Here is a 20101-nt window from a genome sequence, read left to right as displayed (position 1 = left end):
TATTTATTTAATTTTTTGCAGTGAGCACTGCCACAAAACGGTCAGGCTCAAAATTCATTTTTTCGTCTAATTCTAAGAGTCCGATCAAACCCGCTGTAGATGCAGGTAGAATTCGAAATCCTTCTTTCTTATATAAAAGGGAAGTCATCTCTTTCAGTTTTTTATCACTGATATTAAAAGCTTCCCCCTCAGATTCTTTTAATGCGTATAATGCCTCTTCCCCATCGAAACTATGCCAGTTAATCAATGGTTCGTTGTATTTCGTTTCTTTTATCGCAGCCGGATTCAAATCTTTACAGTGATCTAATCCTTGCAGATATGATTCTACAATTGGGTTCTTATGAGATGATGAAGCCGCTATCATTTTAGGTATACGAGAAGTCTTTCCTCTTTTATACAGATTTACAAATCCTCTATAAATTCCTGCGAACAACGTTCCATTAGAAACAGGTACAGCACAGTATTTTGGTGCATCACCTAAATCTTCAAAAATCTCTTGTGCAATTAGCGCATAGGCAGATATTTGTAGCGGAGTATTGGCACCACCAGGGTTAGCATCATACCAACCATGTTCAGCTGCTAATCTGGAACTTTCGGTAACCACATCTTCGTAACTACCAGGTATACGAATTATCTCTGCCCCTAAAGTTTCCATTTCAATAACCCGATCGGTATGGTAACTTTCAGGAATGTAAATTTTACAGGCAATACCCGCTAGATCAGATGCCAGTGCCATTGCCACACCATAATTACCGCAAGTAGCCAAGCTTACCACAGTAAACTCCCTACGCAGCGCATCATATAATTGTGCAAAAGCAATACGGTCTTTTTGAGTTCCGGTAGGGTTATCACCCTCATACTTTAGGTAAAGTTGACGAACATTGAACTCACGCTCTAATGTTTTGGCCCTATGCAAGCCCGTATCGCCAACTTCTAAACTTATAATATCTTCAAAACATTCTAAACGGTCTACTAAAGATTTGCTTGTATCTTTAACCATATCGCTAAGTTTACGTGCCTCTGTAGACACTTTATTCTCAGCCGTTTTAACGCCATCTTTAAGATTCATAAGTTTGCATATATTCCATTATTTAAGATACTGTTATTTAATTGAATGTCAATATAAATTTTTAACCCATTTGCTCTTTAAAAAAGGGACGCATAGGTACTATATAATCTGAAAATAATTAGAATTTTAACACAACATTTTACAGTATATGGGGCTACACAGTGATTTTACAACAGTTTTAAAATTTTATAGAAAGACAAAAATTAACATTTAACAAATCAGTGCATTACCTAATTTTGACTACTTTTTAAAATACACATAAATCAATGAAAGCTACCCGAATCATTTTTCTTTTTTCTTTCCTATTTTGTTTAGCCACAAATGCTCAAAACGAGCTACCGTTACAAATAGATAATTCAAAGATCAAACCCTTGCAAAAATTACTTGATAGTTCTTTGCAGACTAATTTAAGAGATGAATTAGCCTCTCACCCAGAATGGAACGATCTCATTGTACAAAAGAAGATGTCCGTAGGCTTGGTTGATTTAAGCGACCCAGAAAATGTACGTTTTGCTCGTGTAAACGGTAACCATATGATGTATGCCGCTAGTTTACCTAAAATAGCTATTCTTCTCGCTGCTATGGATGCTATTGAAAAAGGCGAATTAAAAGAAACCGCAGAGGTTAAAAAAGATATGCGTCTTATGATCAGTAAATCTGATAATTCTGCTGCTACTAGAATGATAGATCGTGTTGGTTATGAAAAACTTGAATCTGTTATGACTGATCCTAAATATGCTTTTTATGACGAGCAAAAAGGTGGCGGTCTTTGGGTTGGTAAACGCTACGGAAGTGGTGGAGAAACAAACCGCGAACCTTTAAAGAACCTGAGTCACGCTGCATCGGTAACACAAGTATGTAGGTATTATTATTTATTGGCGAACGGTAAGCTAGTGAACCAAAAACAATCTAAGCAGATGCTAGATATTCTTGAAAACCCAGAGCTGCACCATAAATTTGTAAATACATTAGATAAAATTGCACCAACTGCCAGATTGTTCAGAAAATCAGGTTCTTGGCGCACCTACCATTCTGACTCAATATTGGTTTGGGGCAAGGACAGTAATAGAAGATATATTCTAGTTGCCTTAATAGATGATGCCAATGGAGAGCAAATTATAAGAGATTTAGTGAAACCAATTGAAAAGGTGCTAAAAAAGCCTGTACTTTAGGTCTTGGAATACATATTTCCATTTCTTGATGGTAGAAAGACTAATAAAAAAAATATTCGATGTTCGTGAAGGCGAGTTCAAAGTTTCTCTTTGGATGCTCGCCTACATTTTTTTGGTCATTGCCGTTCTGCTTATTATCAAACCTACTGTCAATGCCCTTTTTCTATCAGAATTAGGTGTTGAACAATTGCCTTTTGCTTTCTTGTTAGTTGCTATAACTGCCGTAGCTACCTCTTATTTTTATTCAAAAGCCGTTTCAAAATTCCCGCTTAAAAAAGTAATTGAGTTTACCATTATTAGTTCTATTGTCATTTTAATTGGTTTAGGTATACTACTCTCACTAGATGTGGTCAGTGGTGTGTTACTCTACTTCTTTTATATATGGGTAGCAATTTATGCAGTACTATCTGCATCGCAATTTTGGGTATTGGCAAACTTGGTATTCAATATTAGAGAAGCAAAGAGATTGTTCGGCTTTATTGGGTCTGGCGCTATCATTGGTGGTATATTTGGTGGGTACCTCACCTCTATTTTGGCGCCGCTTATTGGCAATGAAAATCTAATGTTTGTAGCAGCCCTTCTCCTATTTTTCTGTATTCCATTATTACGTAGAATTTGGAATATTAGAGTTAAAAAAAACGGCAGCGTCAAGAAACATAAGTCGGCTACGAACATTTCAGAGCCACCACTAAAACTCATATTAAGATCCAAACATCTTACTTACATAGCGAGCATTGTGGCGGTGAGCGTAGTTGTTGCCAAATTGGCAGACTACTTATTTAGTGACTTTGCCTCATCTGCCATAACCGATGCTGACGAGCTTACCGCTTTTTTTGCCTTTTGGTTTTCGACCTTCAACTTATTATCGTTGGTGATACAACTATTTTTCACCCATAGAATTGTAGGTATTTGGGGCGTTGGTTTTTCATTGCTTTTATTACCCATTGGTATTTTTGGCGGGAGCATTTTATTTTTGATATTACCCGAGCTTTCTGCCGTAGTTGTTATTAAGGCGATGGACGGAATACTGAAACAATCTATACACAAAAGTGCTTCGGAATTATTGACCTTACCCCTGCCTTTCGATTTAAAAAACAGGACAAAATCGTTTATAGATGTTGTTGTAGATAGTTTAGCAACTGGTATTGCCGGATGTCTTTTAATATTCGTAGTGCGTGGACTGGACTTACCTTCATTCTACATTGGCGTACTAATTATCGTTTTAGTGTGTCTTTGGCTATACTTCATTTACAAAGTAAGAATAGAGTATTACAAGACCTTTAGAACCAATTTAGAGGTATTGACAGATAGTGGTAAGAAGGCTAAAAAAATCTCCCACTCAAAAGTATCTGTAGTAAATGGCATGCGTACCGTATTTAAAAACGGTACCGAAGAGCAAATACTCTTTATGCTAGACAAATTGATGGAAATTAATGACAAACGTTTTGCAGACGACGTTGAGCTATTGTTAGATCACCCTAGCAACAAAGTAAAATTATCTGCCATTCAGAATTTATACTTTTTAAATTCTAAAAGTATGACAGCCGAGGTTTCAGAGCTATTAAAGATCGATGATCGAGAATTGACCATTGCGACATTAGCTTATGTCTTAAGTTTTGCACACAAAGACAAATCTTTCGTGTTCGATACCTATTTAGAACATTCAAATGAACGAATTGCAATGGCAGCATTATACTGCTTAGCTAGGGCTGCAAAAAACAACTATTCTTTAAAACAACGTTACTCGCTATTAGACCGCATTTCAGCATCGCTTAAAAATATTGAAGCGAATGAAAAAGACCTATCATATGTAGAAGCCGTCATTGAAGTACTAGGCGTGGCGAATATGCCTATTTTCAACACGAAGCTTACTGCCTTTCTAAACCATGATAATAAAGATGTAATACTAACAACGATAAAGGCCATCGGTACTGCCACAGACCCTACCATGGTGCAACAAATAATTCCGTTTTTAGCACAGAAGAATTATAGACCAACCGTAATGGAAGCTTTTAAAATCTATGGTCAGCAGATTCTACCGGTGCTACGTAGTACAATTCAAGATCGTCTACAACCATTACCTGTGCTTCGGTTTATACCTGCAGCCATGCAATCTTTTCATTCAAAAGAAGCTGTGCACCATTTATTAGCCATTTTAACCGATAATGACCTTACTGTCCGTTTAGAAACTATTCGTGCTTTGAGTGCCATACGATCTACGCATCCGCAGTTAAAATTTAATCGTTACAAAGTGGTCTCGGTAATTTTTGATGAATGCAAACTGCATCATCAGACCTTATCGTCTATGCATACCCAGATTATTATATCATACCGAAATAGAAACAAATCGAAGAAAGAAATTGGCGATGCAGAACGAGATGCTAGAACTAGCCTTTTGGAATTACTAGAACGCCGTTTAGATTCTGGACTAGAGCGTATTTTTAAACTATTAGGTTTACGCTATCAACAAAATGATGTTGCCATTGCGTATGAGGGCTTAATTAGTCAGAAACAGGAAGCGCAACACAATGCCATCGAATTTTTAGACAATCTTTTAACGGGAGAATTAAAGCGTAAACTATTACCTATTATTGAAGAATCTGCCTTAGATATTTCGTCTGAAGAAGAGCTACAAAAGATAAAGCACAAAATACCTACGGAACTAGAATGTTTTAAACTGTTATTACAGGGTAACGACTTAAAAATAAAATTGGCGGTACTATACTTAATTACGCAACAAAAAGAACCGCGATATTTAAGTATTGTTGAAAGCCTTCTTACTGATGAAGAAACTAAAATTAGGAGTTTTGCCTTAGAGGCACAACAAGCGATTACGGCAGAAGCTTAAAAACAAAAACGAGACATTAAAAATGTCTCGTTTTTGTTCAACTATAATAGAAAATAGATGCTAACTATTCTGCTCCAATTCCATAATCAGATTTGCAACTAAAGCTGTCCAACCTGTTTGATGAGATGCTCCAAGACCTTTCCCAGAATCGCCATCAAAAAACTCATAAAAGAAATGCTCCTTTTTAAAGTGTTCATTTTTAGTAAACACATGGTTCTCGTCTTCTGAGTGATATACAAACTTACCGTTTTCGTCAGGCTCAAATAACTTTATGAGTCGTTTTGAAATTTCATTTGCAATCTCGTTTAAGTTCATTTTTATACCAGATCCTGTTGGAAACTCATAAATATACTCCTTACCATAATAAGAGAAGTATTTACGTAAAGACTGAATAATCATATAATTTAAAGGCAACCAAATAGGACCTCGCCAGTTAGAATTACCACCAAACATGTTTGACTGACTTTCCCCAGATTCATACTGAATTTGGTGGTGACCGTTATGTTGAAAAACATACGGATGCTCTTCATGATATTTTGAAAGTGAGCGAATACCGTAATCAGACAAAAACTCTTTCTCATCTAGTAAACGAAACAATAGCTTTTCTAACCTAAAACCTCGCATAATGGAGAACAGGTAATTTCCATCAGAATTAAATTCTTCGATATTAGAGATCAAAGAAGCCAAATCTGGTCTAGTTCTTACAATTTCTGCAGCTCTAACTTTAAAGTGTTTTAACTCATCAAACAAATCTTTATGAATGATCTCTACTGCGAACATTGGTATGATACCAACCAAGGATCTTACTTTTAATCGGTCTGTATTACCATTCGACATTTCTACAACATCATAATAGAAATTATCTTCATCATCCCAAAGAGAAATATCTTTCTGCCCAATGTGATGCATTGCCCAAGCGATATTCAAGAAATGCCTAAAGAACTTGGCGACACTGTCTTCGTAGTTTGGGTTAATTGTTGCCATCTCTAATGACATGCGTAACATGTTTAAGGTAAACATTGCCATCCAACTGGTAGCATCTGCTTGTTGCATACGCGTAATACCTTCTGGCATGTGGTTACGATCAAAAACACCAATATTATCAAGACCTAAGAATCCGCCTTCAAAAAGGTTTGTTCCACTCTTATCTTTTTGGTTGACCCACCAGGTAAAGTTCACCAGTAATTTCTGATATGCCTTTTCTAAAAACTTAAAATCGCCTTTACCATTTCTTTTCTTATCCTTCTCATATACCGTCCATACAGCCCATGAATGCACAGGTGGGTTTACATCACTAAAATTCCATTCGTAAGCAGGTATTTGTCCGTTAGGGTGCATATAGCTTTCCCTTAATACTAACAACAACTGCTCTTTGGCAAAATAAGGATCAATCTCAACAAACGATGCCATATGAAAAGCAAGGTCCCAAGCAGCATACCACGGATACTCCCACTTATCGGGCATTGAAATTACGTGACGATTTGTCAAATGTTCCCAATGCTTATTCCGAGAATCGGTTCTATATGGTTTGGCTTCTCCTGGACCGCCAAATAGCCATTTATAAACATCATAATAATAGAACTGCTTTGTCCAGAGTAAACCAGAGAATGCTTTTCTTGCAATCTCTTGTTGTTGAACCGGAAGCTCTTTCTTTAAAATATCTCCATAAAATTCTTCACATTCTTGAATTCTCTTTTCAAAAATAGAATCATAATTACCCCATGGGTCATCAAGTTTCTTTTTACTAAGTCGGACTTTAATTGTTTTTTCTTCTCCAGATTTTAAGCGGAGCTTATGCCACACGGCAAATTTTGAACCTTTTTTATCTGGGTTCACAGTAGGTTGCCCATCAACAACATGGTCATTGATACCATCTTTTACGTATTCAACCTCATTAGGCACTCCATAAATACGTTGGTTGTTAGTTTCGTTCTCACAGAAAAGCTGATCTCCATTCTCATGATAAAAATAGTAACGACCATTTCTAGTACTACGAGATTGTACCGAATTATCTGAGGTTGATTTCATCTCAGGTCTTTCGAACCTGTTGTTATGTTTCCAAAAATTACGAAACCACAAATGCGGAAGCACATGAATGTTCGCAGCTCTTGGGCCTCTATTAACTACAGTAACCTTCATTAAAATATCACCAACATCTTCTTTGGCATATTCTATAAAACAATCGAAATAGGTATTATTAGCAAAAGCTTTGGTATCTAAAATTTCAAACTCAGCTTCCTCACGATTTCTACTTTTATTCTTTTTAACCAGCTCGGCATATGGAAACTTCTTATGCGGATACTTATATAAATACTTAGCGTAAGAGTGTGTAGGTGTTGAAACTTGATGAAAATAGAGTTCTTTTACATCCTCACCATGGTTACCTTCATCATTGGTTAAACCGAACAGGCGTTCTTTTAAAATAGAATCTTTCCCGTTCCAGAAGGCAGGGGCTAAACATAGAATTTCTCTAGAATCGCAGAATCCGCCAATACCCTCTTCTCCCCATCTATAGGCATTACTACGTGCTTTGTCATGACCAACAAAACTCCACGCATGCCCTTCTGGACTATAATCTTCTCTTACCGTACCCCATTGGCGCTCTGCCAAATAAGGACCCCATCTTTTCCAGTTTTTATAATTATCCTCAACGGCTAATCTTTCTTCCTCAGCATTTTTATGGACCATAAAGTCTTTTTCAATTGTAAAAATCTTCTTTCAACCACAACTGCACAAAGGCAATTTAAAGGTTTAACAAATTTAACGTCCTACGACGGACGAATCGTTAAAAATACTATTTGTTATAGTATAAGATTGATTAACGCATTCAACAAGTGAATAGTATTACTTAATCGTAACTATTCAACCAATTACATTGTTAACTTGTTAAATTTAATACTGTTATACTATGAACCTCATAAATTTAAATAATTCTATTTCGGAAAAATTTATAACAGATTGTTAGAAATATATGGATTAAAACTATTTTAAAAATGCGCTATCCACCTTGTCCGTTCTCTAAATTTATTGAAAAATAATAATAAATAACAGCAATTATTATTAACGTAAGCACATAAAAAATAAGACCGTTACTTGCTTTTTTCTTAACAAAGTACAAGGTCGTAAATACTATTAGATATAGGATGTTAACAGCAATAAAAATAGGAAATAGCACCTCTTTATAAAACACATCAAATTCTGTGAGGTGACCATCTGGAAAACCGATATTAGAATTTGTGTAATAGATAATCAACAATACAAATACACTGATAAAGGCACCTACACCTGCAAATTTTCGATTCGTCATTTTTTGTGCATTACTCTGTGCTTGCAAGAGATTTCTATTTTAAACAATTGTTATATAAAGCCTTAGAAATAGCTAATCAACTACACCACTTTTGGCTTTGTAGCTTTGTATACAATTTCAAGAATAAAACAGAACACAATAATACCCAATGCGGTTAATACCCCTACTTTATTCTCAGAAAACTGCTGAATAATTAATGTAATGAAAGCCAATAAACAGAGTATACTCGCCAATAAATGAACATAACTTTTAGAATCCAGTTCCTTATGCTTTTTGTAACCTATGTAATTAACAATACAAAAAATCAATAAAAAGCCTGCACTACCAGCTGTTGATATACTTTTTAGATTAAACAGATTAACCAATGCAACTGACAGCATTGCCGTGATTAAAAACCCTACGGGTTTACCCCAGAACATATGGCAAAAATACTTAGGCAACTCGTCGTCTTCAGCTATATCATAATTTACCCTACCACTACCTAAAACAGTTGCGTTGATGGCAGAAAATGTAGATATCAATGCCGTAATCGTAATTATGGTAAAACCGATCTGACCTAATGTAGGTTCTGCTGCTTTGGCTAAAACATAATCTTCAGCATTTGCAATTTGCTGAAATGGCAATGCACCTACAGTTACAATAGCAATAAGTATGTATAATACAATTACAAAACCAACGGCTCCAAAATATGCTTTTTCAGTATTCTTCTCTCTATCTTTTAAATCTGATACTGAATTTGCAATTAATTCAAAACCTTCATATGCAACAAAAATGACCATACCACCAGAAAGTATTAGTATAGGACTTTCCCAATTTTCAGGTGATAATTGATGTAGGTTTTCTGGATGAAGAGACAGGCCATAAAAACCAACACCTATAAATGCAATTAAAATAAAAAGCTTAATGATTACAGCCACTGACTCTATTTCACTAACAAGTTTTACACTTAAATAATTGATGAACAATGCAATTAATAATATGGAAGTTTGAAATATACGCGTGTCAATCTCTTTTGAACCTGACAGGGAAATTAATTCTGTAGCATACGACCCAAAAGCAGACGCATAAAGTGCGAGCATAACAATATAGCTGACCCACAAAAGATTATTAATACCACCTGCAAAAATTCCGGTTCCAAATTGTTGATGTATGAATCTTACGGTTCCTCCATTTTCTGGATATTTCTTTGAAAGTTTAGCATAAGAGTATGCAGTTAGCATAGCAATTATTCCTGCCCAAAGAAAAGCTAGAGGTGTTGCACCTTTTGCCAGAGCAACTGCTAGACCTAGAACGGCAAAAATTCCGCCACCTACCATACCCCCTATACCTATAGAAATGGCATCTTTTAATCCTATTTTCTTATCCATCTACAACTCACTATTTTTAAAGATTTTCTAGTTACGTACATCACCTTCGACTATGGCATATTCAAAACTATCTGACCATCCAGATTGCAAGGGGAGAATTTTTCTCTTTCGACCTTCTTTCTGCATTCCTACTTTTTCCATCACTTTTGCAGAACCTATATTGTCTACAGCACAGCCTGCTTCTATTCGATGTAGTTTAAGCACATCGAATCCGTATTTCAAAACCGCTTTTAGAGCTTCTGTTGCATAGCCTTTGTTCCAATAATCGAGATGTAGTTTATACCAAACCTCAGCCCTATTATATTTCTTGGGACCAAGTCTTAATCCAAATAAACCTATAAACTCGCCTTTCTTTTTATGCTGAATAGCAAAAGTATAATTTCTAATTTCAGCTACACTATTATCTTCGATCCACGGGGTTATCACCTCATAGGTTTCTTGTAAATTTTCAGGTATGCCAAGGGTATTGAATTCGTCTGTTTCTGGTAAGGAATGTAAGCGATGAATTACTTCTACATCTGTCCACTCAATCAGCCTTAACATTAATCGATCTGTTTGTATTTCGAGTTTGTTCATGGTTGATGTTATAGGTATTTAAACTACAAATGTAACCTCAAAACATAAGTATTGAAGATATTAGTTAACAGGCAAATAAATGACAAAAGTAGAACCTTGGTCCTTTTTACCGATGGCATGAATATAACCATTATGTTTTTCAACTATCTTTTTACAAATAGAGAGTCCGATACCTGTACCTGAATATTCATTTTTTGAATGTAGCCTTTGAAACACCTCAAATATATTACTAGCAAATTCAGGTTCAAAGCCAATGCCATTATCTGCAAATGAAATTTTATAATAGTATTCTGTAGTCTTACTAAAATTTTCTACAATTTCTGAATTACGCACCTTTTTAGCGCTAATGATTATTTTTGGAGCTACACCACTTTTGCCATACTTGATAGAATTACTGATAAGATTTGTGCAAAGTTGTTCTATTTTAAAAGGTATGCCCTGAATATCTGGCAAATTATCATAAGAAATAGAAGTACCTGTATCTTTAATAAGTTGTGATAGTTCATCTTCAATTTTACCTACAACTTCACTAAGAGAAATATTTTCGAATTTTGAATTGATCTTATCTATTCGTGAATACGAAAGTAAATTCTGAATCAATTCTCGCATTCTGAAAGTACCGTCCTTGATTTTTCCAAAATAATTTTGAATACCAACGGGCATACCCTTTTCACCATCGTCTTCTATTCTAGAAATAAACATTTGAATTTTACGCAAAGGCTCTTGTAGATCATGACTTGCCACTCTGTTAAAAGATTCTAGCTCTTCATTACTAATCTTCAATTTCTCATAACTCTCAATAAGTGCCCTATCTTTTTCTACACGACTGGTAATATCTTGTACAATACCCACCGATACCGGTCTGTTATCTATTTCAACATACTTACCTTTTAAATCTAAATGTTTTATCCCTTTTGCTTTCGTAAACACACGATAGGCAAAAACAGTAGAAGCACCTTTTTCTTCTATATTAGCACCTATAGACTCAAATATGGCAACATCTTCTGGATGCACAAATTCTTTATAAGAACTAAAAGTAACCTCAAAGCTATTGGGCTCAACGCCAAGGATTCTATAAAAGTTATCAGAAACCGTTGCGGTACCATCATCTAAATACCAAATAAAACTACCAACACCCGCTACATTTTCAGCCTCTTTGAAAATGGTGTTTTGAAGGCTTAGATCTTCGTTCAGCTTTTTAAGTTCTTCTTCAGCTTTTTTAATTTTTGTGGTATCCCAAGCGGTATTTGTAATCCCGTTTGCAGATTTTACAATCGTATTAAAAATGTATTTTTTTTCACCTTCAAACGTATATACACTCTCATGCTCTTGGGTATTGCCGCTAACATAACATTCTTTCATTAATACAAAAAGCCCATTCTCCAAAACCATTGGGTACATCTCTAAAAGCGAGCCACCTATAATATCATCTTGTTCTGACCCTGTTACTTTTTCTATGGCATTGGAGGTATACCTAAATTGAAAATCGGTTATATTCTTCTGTGTATCTAGAATAGGCTCAAAATGACTAATGACATTGTTAGAGCTTTTATATACACCTTTTAAAAACTCTTCTGTTTCTTGTAATTTCTTATTCTGAACAAAAACCTGACTGTTTACCTCATTAATTTCACCTTTCTGTTTATAGATACTAATAAAACCAATTAAAAAAATACCTAAAGCCGTTAGCGCAACCAACAAAGATGACATAGGCGTCAAGAACGATTGTGAGGTGTATTCTTCTTTACGCGAAACCATTAAATAGTTCTCTTCAGCAAGCATTCTATCTTTTATAACCTGGGACTCCGCAACAAGTTTTGAAATTCGCTCATTACGCTTATAGCGCAAACCGGTATAATTAATAACAATACTATCTTTTACTTCTAAACTATCTGGCGCCTTAGTAGCATCAACAATGGTTGCTGTATCTATTTCAACCTTAATTTTATTATGTAATAGTTGCAATGCCTTAACGCGTTCTTGTTGGGCATCGTTGTCTATTGTAAGTGTATTCAGCCTATCTAACGACTGACCCATTTCTGTTACTACAATGGTGGAAAGATTACTCTCTTCGGCTTCAAAAAGTTTTTTAAGTTGAATAGCCTCTACCTCTAAAAATTTAGAAGAAAGTTCTACAATGGTACGCTGTACCTCAAACGTATGAGAAACTAGGTCTCCTGTTTTATGAAGTCTATTTACCTGTTTATAACCTACACTAACAGTATATAGTAACAAGGCAATTGCCAAAACCAATAAGATAATATAGGTTTTTGTCGAACCAATAAGCGACTTTAACTTCATCATAATCTTATTAGAAAACAGGCTTTTCATTTTTAGTAATAGGTTAAAAAGGGGGGTATTACCAATTATTAAAATTTCAATAAATGAATATACCTCATTTTGGTATGATCAGATTCAAATTTTTAAATAAATATGAAAATGAATTTCTTAAACCTAAAGTTGTATACTGTAAAGCTTAATCTAGATGTCTAAAAAATTTCTCTTAAGGTCGATTAGAATTCGATAACTTATTACAAAACAAGTATTTAGATTTTAGAAAATAAAAGCCCGATTTCGTTAACTATCGAAACCAGGCTTTTATAAAATTAAAACTTTCTATTTAATCTTGAAGTGCCAATGCATCGGTTTCTTTTTGGGCGCTTTTCTTTTGCTCTTCTACTATATCTTTAATAAACTCGTCTATTTGATCCTTAGTAACATTAGGCATACAAATTACGTGTGTAATGTCATCGGTCGCTAATTGCCATTTCTTTTTAATAGCATCTGCAACTTTAGGCAGTACCACTGTAATTGCCCCTTCGTTCTTCCAGGCGTTGATACCTATTTTTAAAAGTTCTTGCTTACAATACTCAGCAGTTTCTAAACTATGATGATACCGTTCTTCTAAACCTTTTACACCCATTTTCTTTATGGCGTACCACAGAAACAGCGGACTATGTCCGTTTCTAGAACCTGTAATGGTAGTGTCTAATGAACCTATATATGATATACCCCTTGCTATACGATCTCTCAATGACCGCTTTGCGATAATAACACCAGAAGGAAATGGTGAACCAATAAACTTATGCCCACTGATTGAAATACTATCTGCGCCATCTTGAAAATCAAAAGGAATTCGTGGTTCTATAAAAGGACCGTAAGAACCCGCCAAAGCAGCATCGCAATGTATATAGTGATTTTGAATAGCCAATTTCTTCAATATTCTCTTCACCTTAGAAACATCATCTTTCGCCTCGGTCATTGTCGTACCAAATGTGGTTAGAATAATAGCCGGCTTATCTCTGTTCAATTGCAAGGTATTCTCTAAATCATCGTAATCTAACTCGCCATTCTCTTGCGCCCTAATGGTAATACTCGGCAAATTCAATAAATGAATATTCTTTTTTACGCTATAATGGGTTGATTCTGAAAAATACACCATTGCTTTTGGGTGAGATTCTCTTGCCAGGTACAAGCCGTACAAGTTACTTTCTGATCCACCATTGGTTACATACCCCCAAAAATCATTAGGATCTGCTCTGTATAATTTTGCAAAGAAATCTACCACCTCTCGCTCCATTTCATGTGTTTGAACCTTATAAGTATTATCTTCATAAGGATCACCGACATTATTAATGGGATGCTTTAAAAACTCGTATAATCTTGAATAATCAAAATCCTTTGCTACTGGGTAACCTATAACTCTATCTTTCTCTTGAATTAGTTTGGTTAACAGCTCATCTATCTGTTGTTCGTTATTCATATTCCTTGTGGTTTGTTATACATATAATAATACTGTAAAATTACAATTATTGATAATAAATTACTTTATATAAAGTATATACAGAATATTGAACTGATATACTTAACTTGACAGTTTTAAATAACTGTTTAAAGATAAGTTAAGTTGGATAACAGAAAAATAAACTGGTATGGATACGATTGACAACAAAATTTTGATGCAACTTCAAAAAAATGCGAAGCAAAACACTAAGGAAATTGCGGCTAAAGTAGGGCTCAGCGTCACACCCACTTATGAAAGAATTAGAAAGTTAGAGCAGCAAGAAATCATTAAATCTTATGTTGCTCTTTTAGATAGAACTAAAATTGGGAAAGAATTAATTGCCTACTGTCAAGTGACCTTATCTCAACATCAAAAAAAATTGGCAGACAAATTTAAGGAGGAAATACTGTTGTTACCAGATATTATGGAATGCCATCAAGTATCTGGAAATTTTGATTTTCTATTAAAAATCGCTTTGGATGATATAGCGGAGTTTCATGAATTTATTAATGAAAAACTATCTATCATCGATGGTATTTCTACTATACACAGTTCATTTGTATTGAATTCCGTGAAGGATAGTACTGGTTATAATTTGGAATATTAGAATTTAAAATAGCACTACAAAACATGCATTAAACAGCCTATTAGTATGTAATTTTACTTATCTTTTAGAGAAAAATCGATAACCTCAAATGCCTGCTCACTTTCTACATCAAATGGAATTGGCTCTAAATGCGCATGGAATTCATCATATATTTCTCCTGTGCCTTTTTTGATCTTATAGCTAGACTCTTGAGATTCAGATACTACTTCTATATCATAAAAGTCTTCATTCTCTCGAATAACCATTTCGTCTTCAAAATCTTCTAAATTGCCAATCGCTTGTTTTACAAAATCGATATGCTTTTTAATATCTTCTGTTATATGAAAATAGGGAATTGCTCGTTCTGTCGTAAAATTATAAGGATTTGCAACGGAGTTTTTATAGGTTGTTTGCGTAGTAATATTGACACCAACATCAAAATAGCAGATTGCATTTAAAGAAAGGTATTTGTATTGGTTTCTAAACGAAACATAAACTTCTTCTCCATTAGATAATACCGTAGCAGATGTAAAGTTTTCGAGGCTTACATTACCGCCAATAGACTTTAAAGCCAATTCTACAATAGCATCTTCACCCAATTTAATTACCTCTGTTACCTCCTTTGACATTGTAGAATTTTTTTCTTGCGTATGCTGCGCATGACAAACTGAACCGGCTTGCATGATCATAATAAAAAAAAGATTTGTGATGATTTTCATTATGTATTTGCTAATAGACTAAAGAATTTATTAACTATAACCTTGGTTAATATGACTCGTTTTAGAACGTTTTTATGTTTGATAAATTGCTTGAATGCCTTCCTATAGTGATAATGAAATATGTACTAAGTATAATTGTTTTTAGGAATAAATAATCTTTAATGATTTAAAAACAAACCTAGCTTAATAATTATCATTCATATAATATTCAAAGCGTTTACCTTCATTTATAGTATTAAGACGCTTTGTCCATTGTACTAAATTTTCTTTAGATTCAGAAGTATCAGAAATACTGAACATCAACAATATATCTTTACTTAAAATTTTATGAAAGAAATTTTCTTTTAGAAGTTGCTCTAAAACCTGAGTGCAGGTTTCGAACAAAGAATTTCTAAAAGCTTCAAAATCTAAATCATCATTATCAATTTCATCACAAAGCGTTTTACATATCGCATTAAACTCTGTATTTGCGCCCCCGGACGTAAACCACTCCGCAGACTCAAACTCATAACTTTCTATATTTTCTGGATTCTCTGATTGCATCTTTACTAGATGACTTGTAGTATTTATGTAAGGTACAACCGTCATAGCACCATCATCACTGACCAATGAAAAAGCACAAATATCTTTGCCATATCTTTCAACGTTTTCTTTAAAAGCTATTCTTGTGGCAATTTCAATTTCGTTTTTTAATTCCTCAAAATTTATAGTAGTGTTCATGTTTGTGTTTGATATGAGCATAAAGAGTTTCGCTAACTCATCTATCCAATAATTTATCTTCTTTCATTATTTTCAATACTTTCTCTGTCTGTTCACCTATAAAGTAAAAGACCTTTCTTCCTTCTTAATCATTTAAGATAACTTCTTCAAAGCCTGAATAATCTCTTCAGGTTCTGAGCGTGTTCTATAATCAACATTTACATAGCTCCACTCTACAACGCCATCTCTTCCTAAAATAAATGTACCCGGAATTGGCAATACACTACCATTACCATTATTGATTTTCTCCAAATCAAGACTACGATCTACTCGCATATGATCTAATAAAAACTACGGAACTTCCCATGCCACTCCGTATTCTGAAGCTACTTTAGCATCTTGATCAGACAATACAATAAAATCCATTCCATTGATTTCACTCTTTGTCAATGACCCGTCTGGTACTTGCGGACTTATAGCAACCAATGTAGCACCTAGCTCATGAATCTCACTTAACCTTGCCTGCAAAGCTCTAAGTTGTAAGTTGCAATACGGACACCAATCGCCACGATAAAATGTAACTACAACAGCACCTTTTCTAATAAAGCATCTAATGATATCAATTGACCTACCGGGTTCGGTAGCTCAAATGTTGGAGCTTTTTGTCCAACCTTAATTGCATTCTTACCCTGTTCAAATGCCTTTGCCTCATTAATAACATCGTCTACACCTTTCATGAATTCAGGTTTAGCCAATCTGCCAGCGGCAATTTTAGCTTCGGTTTGTTCTTTTAAGTTTTTCATTAATTTAATTTACTATACAAGGTACGGTATATGTTCTCTTTCCTATTGATTGCCAAAATTTATATTACCGAAACAGTAATTACAACTAAGAAAGATGAAATTTTACATTTATAACACTAATAATGAATATTAGTGTGAACTATTGTGGCATTAAAAAAGCCAGCATTTAAAACCGGCTATTTTTTTATACCCGAAGTGAAGTTATATTACTCCTCCCCTAACTCGGTAATTTCTTCTGGTATAGTTTCTTACTCTTTAAAACGGCGACGTTCAATTCTTACATAATACCATCTACACGACCTTCTATGCTTTTCATTTGAAGATTGATATTATCGAACAAATTTAACGCAGCTGCCACTTCTAATGCTTTTACTACGCAACGGCATCGCCATGTAACAACCTTAATTATTTATAAAGATTCGTTAGTTTTCAAAAGTCCTTTAAAAGACAAAAAGATATCTCTTAGTTCTTTTTTCTCCTAATTAGTTACCTCATTGAACTTCTCCCAAAAAACATTGTCGAAAGATGATAATGCAAAATTTTCTTCAGATCCCGTAGCCTCACCCATTCTTATAATTACCAAATTCTCACTAGGTACAATGTAGATGCGCTGTTCATCTTTACCTAAAGCTGCAATCATATCTGCTGGTGCATTCGGAATAAGAGATCCCGAAAATTCTGTTTGCGTAGATGGTAGCATGAAGTCACTTTTTCCATTTAACCACCATAAATAGCCATACGCCGGGTTAATATCTTGAGAAGTTGTTGTGCTTTCCAAAAAGAAATCTTCATCTACAATTTGCTCTCCGTCCCATTTTCCATTCTGAGAAGCAAGTAATCCAAATCTTGCCATACTTCTCGTATTACTATGGTATATACGATAAATAAATCCGTTATTCCAAAACCCATCCATACCTATTTTAACAGCTAATTCGGTATTAAAATAAGTTTCAAATTCGGTTCCACTGGCATCTTCGACTACATTCATTAATCTTTGAAATACATTGCCATAAGCCCAGCGTGTACCTGCATCGGAAAGCGAAACCAGATTCGCTTTGATTACCAATTGAGGTTCGTCGTCTAGACCAGAGGTCATCGTCAACAAACTCTTTACAGTAATTAAATTTTCTTGTTGTATTGTGGCACTTGTCCACTCGGTTCCAATATAATCAGACACCTTATTATCTATATCGATTAATCCGTTTTGTTGAGCAATACCAGTGGTAGCCGTTACCAAAGTTTTTCCTGCACTATTCCACTGATAAGTATCGTTAACCGTATGGTCATTATAATATTCTTCTACCACAATCTTACCATCGACCAACACCATAAAAGATTTTGTATTATCCTGTATAAGAAAATCTTCTAATTCTGAAAGTTTATCAACATTCCAATTCAATTCTGAAGGTGAAACATTTTCCCAGTCATTTGTATTAATTGGCGGAAAATAAGTAGAGGTTTCTGTTGGGTTTGGCTCATTTGAATCAACCGACACGGAATCATCTGATTGACAGCTTAAAAGTATAAATAGAATACCTATATAAAATAATCTATATATCATGTTATTTACTCTTTAGAAAGGTTTAATATAATTAACGGACTCAAATCTAATTTGTTGCGTAAATAAAATGCCTATTCTGAAGCATGTACATCACAAAAAAAAGCCAGTATGTGTTCATACTGGCTTTTTTCTTGGAAAAAATAAAAATTTAAACTACTCCTCTCCCAACTCGGTAATTTTTTTCTCGTATAGTTTCTTGCTCTCTACAACGGCAACGTTCAATTCTTGCATAATACCGTCTACACGACCTTCAATGCTTTTCATTTGATCATTGATATTATCGAAAGAATTAAGGGCTGCAGCTACTTCTAAGGCTTTTACCACCTCAACGGCATCGCCATGTAACAACCTTAATTTATCTATAGCCGTAGAAGTATTGGCTAATGTTGCGTTGTATTTGGTACGCGCCTTTTCTATAGCTCCTAAGAGTGTTTTCTTACTCTTTTCATCACTTAGGCTATTGGTCTGTGTTTCCATTGCTGTAAACAGATTGGAAGCTTTCTCTTTTAAATCTTCGTACTCTTTATTCAAATTATTAACACGACGATCTACTTTCTCCCAATCGCCATATACCTTGGCGAATTCTTTATCTTCATTTTTGGTGTCTTCTAAAGCGCTTTTTAAGGCATTCAAAGATTCTAGACCTTTGTTTACATTTTTATTAGCGGTCTCTTTCTTATTCTCAAAATCGTCTACTTGAGACTTGAATTTATCTTTTAAGCGAATAAGGTCTTCGGGACTTTTATCTTTCCAACAAGAAGTTAGCGTAAGTGCAATTAGGGCAACAAATAGTGTTCTTTTAAACATGTAATACTTTCTTTAGTTAATGGTACGCCAAAGATACATATTCTTAGATGCTTTTTATTTGAAAATGAAATGACAAGAATTTCTAGCTGTAGGTCACTAAAATATCTGCAGCCTTTTTCAGGTCAGATACTATAATTTCTGTTTTTGGAGCTAACGGATACTCTTGTTGACCAGGTCTACCTATAAACGCTGCTCGCCAACCTGCCCAAAGAGCACCGGCAACATCCCAACCGTGTGCTGCTATAAGCATACATTCATCTAGTTCAACTCCCATTTTTTTAGCACCCCAAACATAGGTATCTGTAAATGGTTTGAATTTCCCCGTTGGTTCTACACTTAGCATCTCATTGAAATACTCCGTTAATCCCGCACTTTTAAATTGCTTGGTTAAACCTTCCTTAGACGAATTGGTGAATGCTACTAATTTGTATCCGGCATTTTTCAACTGTGCAAGTGCCTCTTTTACTTCTGGGTGCGCAGGTAAATTTCCCATAGCCTCTGAAACAATGGTACGCGCCTCTTCTTCTGTTAGGGTCATATTAAGATTTGCAGCTACCATTTGTAATGCGGCAGCACCAATATGCCCAAAAGGTTTGTATTGACCACTTGCCGAAGTCACTAATGAATACTGTAACATGGTTGTAAACCAAAGGGAAAGTAAATCTTCTCTTCCTCCTAATGCTTTACCAACTTCTTTTTTAACCTCTGTAAGGTCTAAAAGTGTTTCGTTGACATCAAAGAACAATACTTTTGGACGTATAGTTTTATTCGCTATAGTAGTATCCATATTACAATCTTCGTTT

18 protein-coding genes are annotated in these 20101 nt (G+C 34.8%); 3 read left to right on the top strand and 15 right to left on the bottom strand.

Going from position 1 to position 20101, the window contains the following annotated elements; genetic code table 11:
* Positions 1-7: 7 nt before the first annotated feature.
* Positions 8-1069 (bottom strand): pyridoxal-phosphate dependent enzyme, encoded by a 1062-nt coding sequence (locus BUC31_RS07805; RefSeq protein WP_073242789.1) that lies wholly within the window; start codon positions 1067-1069, stop codon positions 8-10.
* A gap of 266 nt (positions 1070-1335) precedes the next feature.
* Between BUC31_RS07805 and BUC31_RS07800 the strand changes: the two genes are divergently transcribed.
* Both BUC31_RS07800 and BUC31_RS07795 read left to right on the top strand, forming a co-directional pair.
* Positions 1336-2241: a serine hydrolase gene (locus BUC31_RS07800; protein WP_073242787.1), complete on the top strand. Its 906-nt coding sequence runs from the start codon at positions 1336-1338 to the stop codon at positions 2239-2241.
* Positions 2242-2269: 28 nt separating this feature from the next.
* Positions 2270-5089 (top strand): hypothetical protein, encoded by a 2820-nt coding sequence (locus tag BUC31_RS07795; protein ID WP_073242785.1) that lies wholly within the window; start codon positions 2270-2272, stop codon positions 5087-5089.
* A 60-nt stretch (positions 5090-5149) separates the two neighbouring features.
* On the opposite strand, the gene BUC31_RS07790 is transcribed toward BUC31_RS07795, so the two are convergent.
* From BUC31_RS07790 to BUC31_RS07765, 6 genes are all read right to left on the bottom strand, one after another.
* On the bottom strand, positions 5150-7777 hold the full coding sequence (locus BUC31_RS07790) for an MGH1-like glycoside hydrolase domain-containing protein (RefSeq protein WP_073242783.1): 2628 nt from the start codon (positions 7775-7777) through the stop codon (positions 5150-5152).
* 310 nt (positions 7778-8087) lie between these two features.
* The gene (locus tag BUC31_RS07785) at positions 8088-8423 is read right to left on the bottom strand and encodes a hypothetical protein (RefSeq protein ID WP_139251908.1); all 336 of its coding nucleotides are present in this window, start codon (positions 8421-8423) and stop codon (positions 8088-8090) included.
* A 53-nt stretch (positions 8424-8476) separates the two neighbouring features.
* Positions 8477-9763, bottom strand: coding sequence for an APC family permease (locus BUC31_RS07780; protein ID WP_073242779.1), 1287 nt, complete (start codon positions 9761-9763; stop codon positions 8477-8479).
* A gap of 27 nt (positions 9764-9790) precedes the next feature.
* Positions 9791-10339: a GNAT family N-acetyltransferase gene (locus tag BUC31_RS07775; protein ID WP_073242777.1), complete on the bottom strand. Its 549-nt coding sequence runs from the start codon at positions 10337-10339 to the stop codon at positions 9791-9793.
* Positions 10340-10399: 60 nt separating this feature from the next.
* The gene (locus BUC31_RS07770) at positions 10400-12670 is read right to left on the bottom strand and encodes an ATP-binding protein (protein ID WP_084134968.1); all 2271 of its coding nucleotides are present in this window, start codon (positions 12668-12670) and stop codon (positions 10400-10402) included.
* 289 nt (positions 12671-12959) lie between these two features.
* Positions 12960-14102 carry a histidine decarboxylase gene (locus BUC31_RS07765; protein WP_073242773.1) on the bottom strand — a complete coding sequence of 381 codons (1143 nt, stop codon included), beginning with the start codon at positions 14100-14102 and terminating at the stop codon, positions 12960-12962.
* A gap of 169 nt (positions 14103-14271) precedes the next feature.
* On the opposite strand from BUC31_RS07765, the gene BUC31_RS07760 reads away from it, so the two are divergent.
* Positions 14272-14730, top strand: a complete 459-nt coding sequence (locus tag BUC31_RS07760) for an Lrp/AsnC family transcriptional regulator (protein ID WP_073242771.1) — start codon at positions 14272-14274, stop codon at positions 14728-14730.
* A 53-nt stretch (positions 14731-14783) separates the two neighbouring features.
* Here BUC31_RS07760 and BUC31_RS07755 read toward each other — a convergent pair whose 3' ends face one another.
* The 8 genes from BUC31_RS07755 to BUC31_RS07730 form a co-directional block, all read right to left on the bottom strand.
* Positions 14784-15338 carry a hypothetical protein gene (locus tag BUC31_RS07755; protein WP_139251907.1) on the bottom strand — a complete coding sequence of 185 codons (555 nt, stop codon included), beginning with the start codon at positions 15336-15338 and terminating at the stop codon, positions 14784-14786.
* A gap of 273 nt (positions 15339-15611) precedes the next feature.
* On the bottom strand, positions 15612-16148 hold the full coding sequence (locus BUC31_RS07750) for a DUF4303 domain-containing protein (protein ID WP_073242768.1): 537 nt from the start codon (positions 16146-16148) through the stop codon (positions 15612-15614).
* Between the two features lie 132 nt (positions 16149-16280).
* Complete coding sequence (locus tag BUC31_RS20510) at positions 16281-16463, bottom strand: hypothetical protein (RefSeq protein ID WP_244534017.1); 183 nt, start codon at positions 16461-16463, stop codon at positions 16281-16283.
* Between the two features lie 15 nt (positions 16464-16478).
* The gene (locus tag BUC31_RS20505; RefSeq protein WP_244534038.1) at positions 16479-16730 is read right to left on the bottom strand and encodes a peroxiredoxin-like family protein; all 252 of its coding nucleotides are present in this window, start codon (positions 16728-16730) and stop codon (positions 16479-16481) included.
* A complete protein-coding gene (locus BUC31_RS20500) occupies positions 16709-16930 on the bottom strand; it encodes a hypothetical protein (protein ID WP_244534016.1) in 222 nt (73 codons plus the stop codon). The genes BUC31_RS20505 and BUC31_RS20500 overlap by 22 nt, the downstream gene beginning before the upstream one ends.
* A 478-nt stretch (positions 16931-17408) precedes the next feature.
* Positions 17409-18491 carry a serine hydrolase domain-containing protein gene (locus BUC31_RS07740; protein ID WP_073242766.1) on the bottom strand — a complete coding sequence of 361 codons (1083 nt, stop codon included), beginning with the start codon at positions 18489-18491 and terminating at the stop codon, positions 17409-17411.
* A 153-nt stretch (positions 18492-18644) separates the two neighbouring features.
* Complete coding sequence (locus BUC31_RS07735; protein ID WP_073242764.1) at positions 18645-19298, bottom strand: hypothetical protein; 654 nt, start codon at positions 19296-19298, stop codon at positions 18645-18647.
* A gap of 82 nt (positions 19299-19380) precedes the next feature.
* Complete coding sequence (locus tag BUC31_RS07730) at positions 19381-20085, bottom strand: haloacid dehalogenase type II (protein WP_073242762.1); 705 nt, start codon at positions 20083-20085, stop codon at positions 19381-19383.
* Positions 20086-20101: the final 16 nt, after the last annotated feature.

The organism is Maribacter aquivivus (genome assembly GCF_900142175.1).
Lineage (GTDB): Bacteria > Bacteroidota > Bacteroidia > Flavobacteriales > Flavobacteriaceae > Maribacter > Maribacter aquivivus.
This window is presented reverse-complemented; position numbering and strand designations above follow the sequence as displayed.